5 protein-coding genes are annotated in these 5141 nt (G+C 74.2%); 4 read left to right on the forward strand and 1 reads right to left on the reverse strand.

What is annotated here, in order from left to right; all coding sequences use genetic code 11:
* A partial coding sequence (locus tag ACTUAL_RS24245; protein ID WP_440901866.1) for a lytic polysaccharide monooxygenase occupies positions 1-1047 on the forward strand: 1047 nt, incomplete at its 5' end.
* Positions 1044-1589, forward strand: a complete 546-nt coding sequence (locus tag ACTUAL_RS24250) for a hypothetical protein (protein WP_096492375.1) — start codon at positions 1044-1046, stop codon at positions 1587-1589. The genes ACTUAL_RS24245 and ACTUAL_RS24250, both read left to right, overlap by 4 nt.
* Before the next feature lie 10 nt (positions 1590-1599).
* Here ACTUAL_RS24250 and ACTUAL_RS24255 read toward each other — a convergent pair whose 3' ends face one another.
* Positions 1600-2643, reverse strand: a complete 1044-nt coding sequence (locus ACTUAL_RS24255; RefSeq protein ID WP_440901867.1) for a LacI family DNA-binding transcriptional regulator — start codon at positions 2641-2643, stop codon at positions 1600-1602.
* Between the two features lie 267 nt (positions 2644-2910).
* On the opposite strand from ACTUAL_RS24255, the gene ACTUAL_RS24260 reads away from it, so the two are divergent.
* Complete coding sequence (locus ACTUAL_RS24260) at positions 2911-3969, forward strand: LacI family DNA-binding transcriptional regulator (protein ID WP_440901868.1); 1059 nt, start codon at positions 2911-2913, stop codon at positions 3967-3969.
* Between the two features lie 40 nt (positions 3970-4009).
* A partial coding sequence (locus tag ACTUAL_RS24265; RefSeq protein WP_440901869.1) for a glycoside hydrolase family 3 protein occupies positions 4010-5141 on the forward strand: 1132 nt, incomplete at its 3' end.

The following is a 5141-nucleotide window of genomic DNA, read 5'->3' on the forward strand; positions in this document are numbered from 1 at the left end:
AACCTCATCAGCCAGGCGGGCGGCAAGCACCGCGAGATCATCGCCGACGGCGACCTGTGCGGCCCCACCGCCAAGTACGACGCCTACAACCTGCCCCGCGCGGACTGGCCCGTCACGAACCTGCGCGCGGGCGCGCCCATCACCTTCCGCTACAACGCGTGGGCCCCGCACCCCGGCACCTGGGACCAGTACGTCACCAAGGACGGCTTCGACGTCACGAAGCCGCTGAAGTGGTCCGACCTGGAGCCCGCCCCGTTCGACTCGGTCCTGAACCCGCCGCTCGCCAACGGCGAGTACGCGTGGAACGCGACCCTGCCGAACAAGACCGGCCGCCACATCATCTACTCGATCTGGCAGCGCACGGACAGCCCCGAGGCGTTCTACAGCTGCTCCGACGTGGTGTTCAGCGGCGGCGGCAGCAGCGGTGACACCCAGGCGCCCACCGCGCCCGGAACGCCCACGGCCACCGCGACCAGCAGCTCGGTCGCGCTGAGCTGGGGCGCGGCCACCGACAACACCGGCGTCACCGGCTACCAGGTGTACCGCGAGGCGGGCGCCAACGACGCGCTCGTGGCCACCACCACGACCACCTCGGCGACCGTCACCGGCCTGACCGCGAGCACCGCGTACGAGTTCTACGTGGTCGCCCGCGACGCGGCGGGCAACACCTCGCCCCCGTCGTCGGCGGTCAGCGTCACCACCACCGGTGGCGGCGGCACGCCGGGTGGAACCTGCTCGGTCACCTACACCACCCCCAGCGTGTGGTCCGGCGGCTTCACCGCGAACGTCGCGGTCAAGAACACCGGCGCCTCCGCGGTGAGCGCCTGGCAGCTGGCCTGGGACGTGCCCTCGGGCGAGTCGATCACCTCGGCCTGGTCCGCGGAGGTCGTCGTGTCCGGTGGGAAGGCCACCGCCAAGGGCGTGAGCTGGAACTCCAGCATCGCCCCCGGCGCCACGGTGAGCTTCGGCTTCAACGGCACGGCCGGCGGCAACCCGGCCAAGCCCGCCGCGTTCACCCTCGGCGGCGCGACGTGCGCCTCGGCGTGACGCTCGTGGGCGCGGCGATCGCGGGCTCGGCACTGGTGGGGACGACGGCGTGCACCGCGCCGTCGGACTCGCCGGTGCTGGGCACCGGGTCGCTGGGCCCGCAGCTGACCAGCACGACCGAGGTCGCCGACTGGGTGCGCGAGCGCACCGGGGAGTGCGAGGCCCCGGAGGCGCGCACGATCGCCGAGTTCGCGGAGTTCGTCGGCCCGCTGCGGGCCGACCTGTACGCGCCCTTCGTGGCGGAGTGGGGGACCTGCGCGGTCGAGCCGTACGAGCGGCTCGGTCTCGTGGTGTTCCACCGGGAGCGGATGGCCGACTTCCAGCGCGCGTGGCAGCGGGCGGTGGAGGAGGAGAAGGTCTCCGGGGACCCGGATTTCGGCTTCGGCAACGGCTTCGCCCTCAGCGGGACGCTGGGGTTGGAGTCGTTGGGGCTGCACCACCTTAGGTGCGGTCCGGTGGAGGGCCAGGACCTCGGGCACGTGCTGCCCGCGGACGTCGAGGGCTGCGTGTACTCGCGGCCCGAGGGCCACCACCACGGATGAGGCGTCCCGCCTAGCGCGGCCGTGCGGTGCTCTGCCGCACGACGAGGGACGTGGCGAGCTCGATTCGGCGGTGTTCGGGCTCGTCACCCCTTGCCAGCGTGATGGCGAGACGGGTGCCCGCCGCGGCCATGTCCTGCAAGGGCTGGCGGACAGTGGTCAGCGGCGGGCCCACCCACTGGGCGACCGGCAGGTCGTCGAACCCGACGACGCTCAGGTCGTCGGGGATCCTGAGCCCGGCGGCGCGGGCGGCCTCGTAGACGCCCAGCGCCTGCAGGTCGCTGCCCGCGAACACGGCCGTGGGCGGGTCGGGCAGCTCCAGCAGCGGCGCGAACTGGGCGCGGCCGGACTCGACGTGGAAGTCGCCGTACCGGATCAGCTCGGGGTCCACCCGCAGGCCCGCGGTCTCCAGGGCGGCGCGGTAGCCGTCGACGCGGGCGCGGCTGCACAGCACCCGCTCGGGGCCACCGATCATGGCGATGCGGCGGTGGCCGAGCTCGATCAGGTGCCGGGTGGCGGTGAGGCCGCCGTTCCAGTTGGTCGCGCCGATCGACGGCGTGTCCAGGTCCGGCTCGCCGATCGGGTCGACCACCACGACCGGGATGTCCCTGGCGCGCAGCTTGGCCAGCTGCTGGCCGGTCAGGTCGGAGAAGACGCTGATCACCGCGAGCGGGCGGCGCGCGATGACGCCCTCCAGCCAGCCGTGGCCGGGGGTGGGGCGGCCCTGCGACTCGGACAGCACGAGCGCGAGCCCGCTGTCGGAGGCGACCTGCTCCGCGCCCCGGATGATCTCCAGCGCCCAGGCGCTCTCCAGCTCGTGGAACATCAGCTCCACCAGGTTGGACCGCCGGGAGCGCTCGTCGGCGCGCCGCTGGTAGCCGTGCCTGCGGATGATCTCCTCGACCCGCTCGCGGGTGGTGGCGGCGACGTCGGCGCGGCCGTTCATCACCTTTGAAACTGTCGGGACCGACACGCCGGCCTCGGCGGCGATGTCCGCGATCGTCACCATGCCCGAAGCGGTGCTGCCCGAGGACGACGACTCGGCTTTGGTCGGCATGGCCGCAGTCTACGGCAGGTCACGGGTGGTTTCCCCGGTTCGCGGACTCCCGGCGGCAGTCCTGCGGGGACGGTCGAAAAAATCGGTGAACCCGCAAAAAGTGTCGGCCCTGCTCGGTGGGGAGGTCCGTCCGAAACATTCGTTGGCGAAGGACACTAGGGTTGTTGCTTCCCGGTGTCAAGCAGGCAAAAGCCGTGGTCAATGGCGTGCTGAACAGGTCAAATGCCTGCCCTTGTGTTTCGAGATGGTTTCGATACTATCGGTCACATGCGTCGAGCCACACTGGCCACCATCGCCGCAGCCGCCGGGGTGTCCCTGCCGACGGTCTCCAAGGTGCTGAACGGCAAGGACGACGTCGGCGCCGAGACCAGGGCGCGCGTGCGCAGGCTGCTCGACGAGTACGACTACGTCCCCGTCGGCGCCCGGCGCGCCGCCTCGGGGGCGCTGGTGGACCTGGTGTTCACCGCGCTGGAGAGCCCGTGGGCGGTCGAGGTCATCCGGGGCGTGGTCGACTCCGGGCTGCACGTCGTGGTCTCCTCCACCGGGCTGTCCGGAGCCGGGGCCGGGGGCGGGGCAGGCGCCGGTCAGTCGGGCGCAGGTCCCCTGGGCGCGGGCCAGTCCGGCGCGCCCCGCGAGAGCTGGGCCGCCCGCCTGGTCGAGGCCCGCCGCGCGGGCGCGCTCGTCGTCACCTCCCGCCTCACCCAGGCCGACCGCCGCCTGCTCGCCGCCTCCCGCGTCCCCGTCGTCGTCATCGACCCGGTCGACCTGCCCCCGCCCGACGTGCCCAGCGTCGGAGCCGCCAACTGGGCGGGCGGCCTCGCCGCCACCGAGCACCTCCTCGAACTGGGCCACCGCCGCATCGCCGCCATCGGCGGGCCGCCCGGACTGCTGTGCAGCCGCGCCCGCGTCGACGGCTACCGCGCCGCCCTCGACCGCGCGGGCATCGGCGTCGACCCCGCCCTGGTCAGGCACGGCGACTTCCGGCACGGCGGCGGCCTGCGCGCCGCCACCGAGCTGCTCGCCCTGCCCGACCCGCCCACCGCCGTGTTCGCGGGCAACGACGAGCAGGCGCTCGGCGTCATCGAGGCCGCCCGCGTGGCGGGCCTGCCGGTCCCGGAGGCGCTGAGCGTCGTCGGCTTCGACGACCTGCCCGTCGCGGTGTGGTCGTCGCCCGCGCTCACCACGGTGCGCCAGCCGCTGGCCGAGATGGGCAGGCACGCGGGCCGGATGCTCGCCGACCTGGTCGCGGGCCGCCCCCTGGGCGCCCAGCGGGTCGAGCTGGCCACCGAACTCGTCGTCCGCGCCTCGACCGGGGCGCGCCGGTGAACGACAGCCCGCGACCACGCGGGCGGGTGGAGGAGAAGCGGTGCACGTGAACACCTGGGCGGACCCAGCCCGGCCGGTCGCCGAGCGGGTCGCCGCGCTGCTGGCCGAGCTGACCCGGGAGGAGAAGCTCGCGCAGCTGGTGGGGGTGTGGGTGGGCGCGTCGAGCGACGGGGCCGAGGTCGCCCCGGCGCAGCACGACTTCGCCGAGCCGCTGCCGCCGTGGGACGAGCTGACCAAGCCGGGCCTCGGCCAGCTCACCCGCGTCTTCGGCACCGGACCGGTCGACCCGCTGCTCGGCGCGCGGTCGCTGGCCGAGACCCAGCGCAGGCTCGTCGCGGGCAGCCGCTTCGGCGTGCCCGCCATGGCGCACGAGGAGTGCCTGGCCGGGTTCACCGCCTGGCAGGCCACCGTGTTCCCGGTGCCGCTGGCCTGGGGCGCGAGCTTCGACCCTGACTCGGTGCGGGCCATGGCCGAGGGCATCGGCGGGCAGCTGCGCGACGTCGGCGTGCACCAGGGCCTCGCGCCCGTGCTCGACGTGACCCGCGACTACCGGTGGGGCCGGGTCGAGGAGACCATCGGCGAGGACCCGTACCTGGTCGGCCTGATCGGCGCCGCCTACGTGCGCGGCCTGGAGTCGACCGGCGTCGTGGCCACGCTCAAGCACTTCGCCGGCTACTCGGCCTCGCGCGGCGGGCGCAACCACGCGCCGGTGGCGATCGGGGCGCGCGAGTTCGCCGACGTGGTGCTCGTGCCGTTCGAGATGGCGCTGCGCGAGGGCGGGGCGCGCTCGGTCATGCACTCCTACGCCGACGTGGACGGGGTGCCGCCCGCCTCGGACCGGGCGCTGCTGACCGGGCTGCTGCGGGAGCGGTGGGGGTTCACCGGGACGGTGGTGGCCGACTACTTCGGCGTGTCGTTCCTGGAGACCGCGCACGGCGTCGCGGACTCGCCGGGGGCCGCCGCCGCCCTGGCGCTGGCGGCGGGCGTGGACGTGGAGCTGCCGAGCGTGCGCTGCTACGGCGAGCCGCTGGCCGCCCTGGTGCGCGCGGGCGAGGTGCCCGTGGAGCACGTCGACACCGCCGTGACGCGGGTGCTCACCCAGAAGTGCGAGCTGGGGCTGCTCGACGCCGACTGGAGGCCCGAGTCGCCCGCCGTGCTGCGCGACGAGCCCG

The sequence above is a fragment of the Actinosynnema sp. genome (assembly GCF_052038725.1).

What these genes read in the sequence shown, in the direction of transcription:
- ACTUAL_RS24255 (WP_440901867.1), bottom strand. Translation starts at nt 2,643, where the DNA reads ATGCCGACCAAAGCCGAGTCGTCGTCCTCGGGCAGCACCGCTTCGGGC.
- ACTUAL_RS24260 (WP_440901868.1), top strand. Translation starts at nt 2,911, where the DNA reads ATGCGTCGAGCCACACTGGCCACCATCGCCGCAGCCGCCGGGGTGTCC.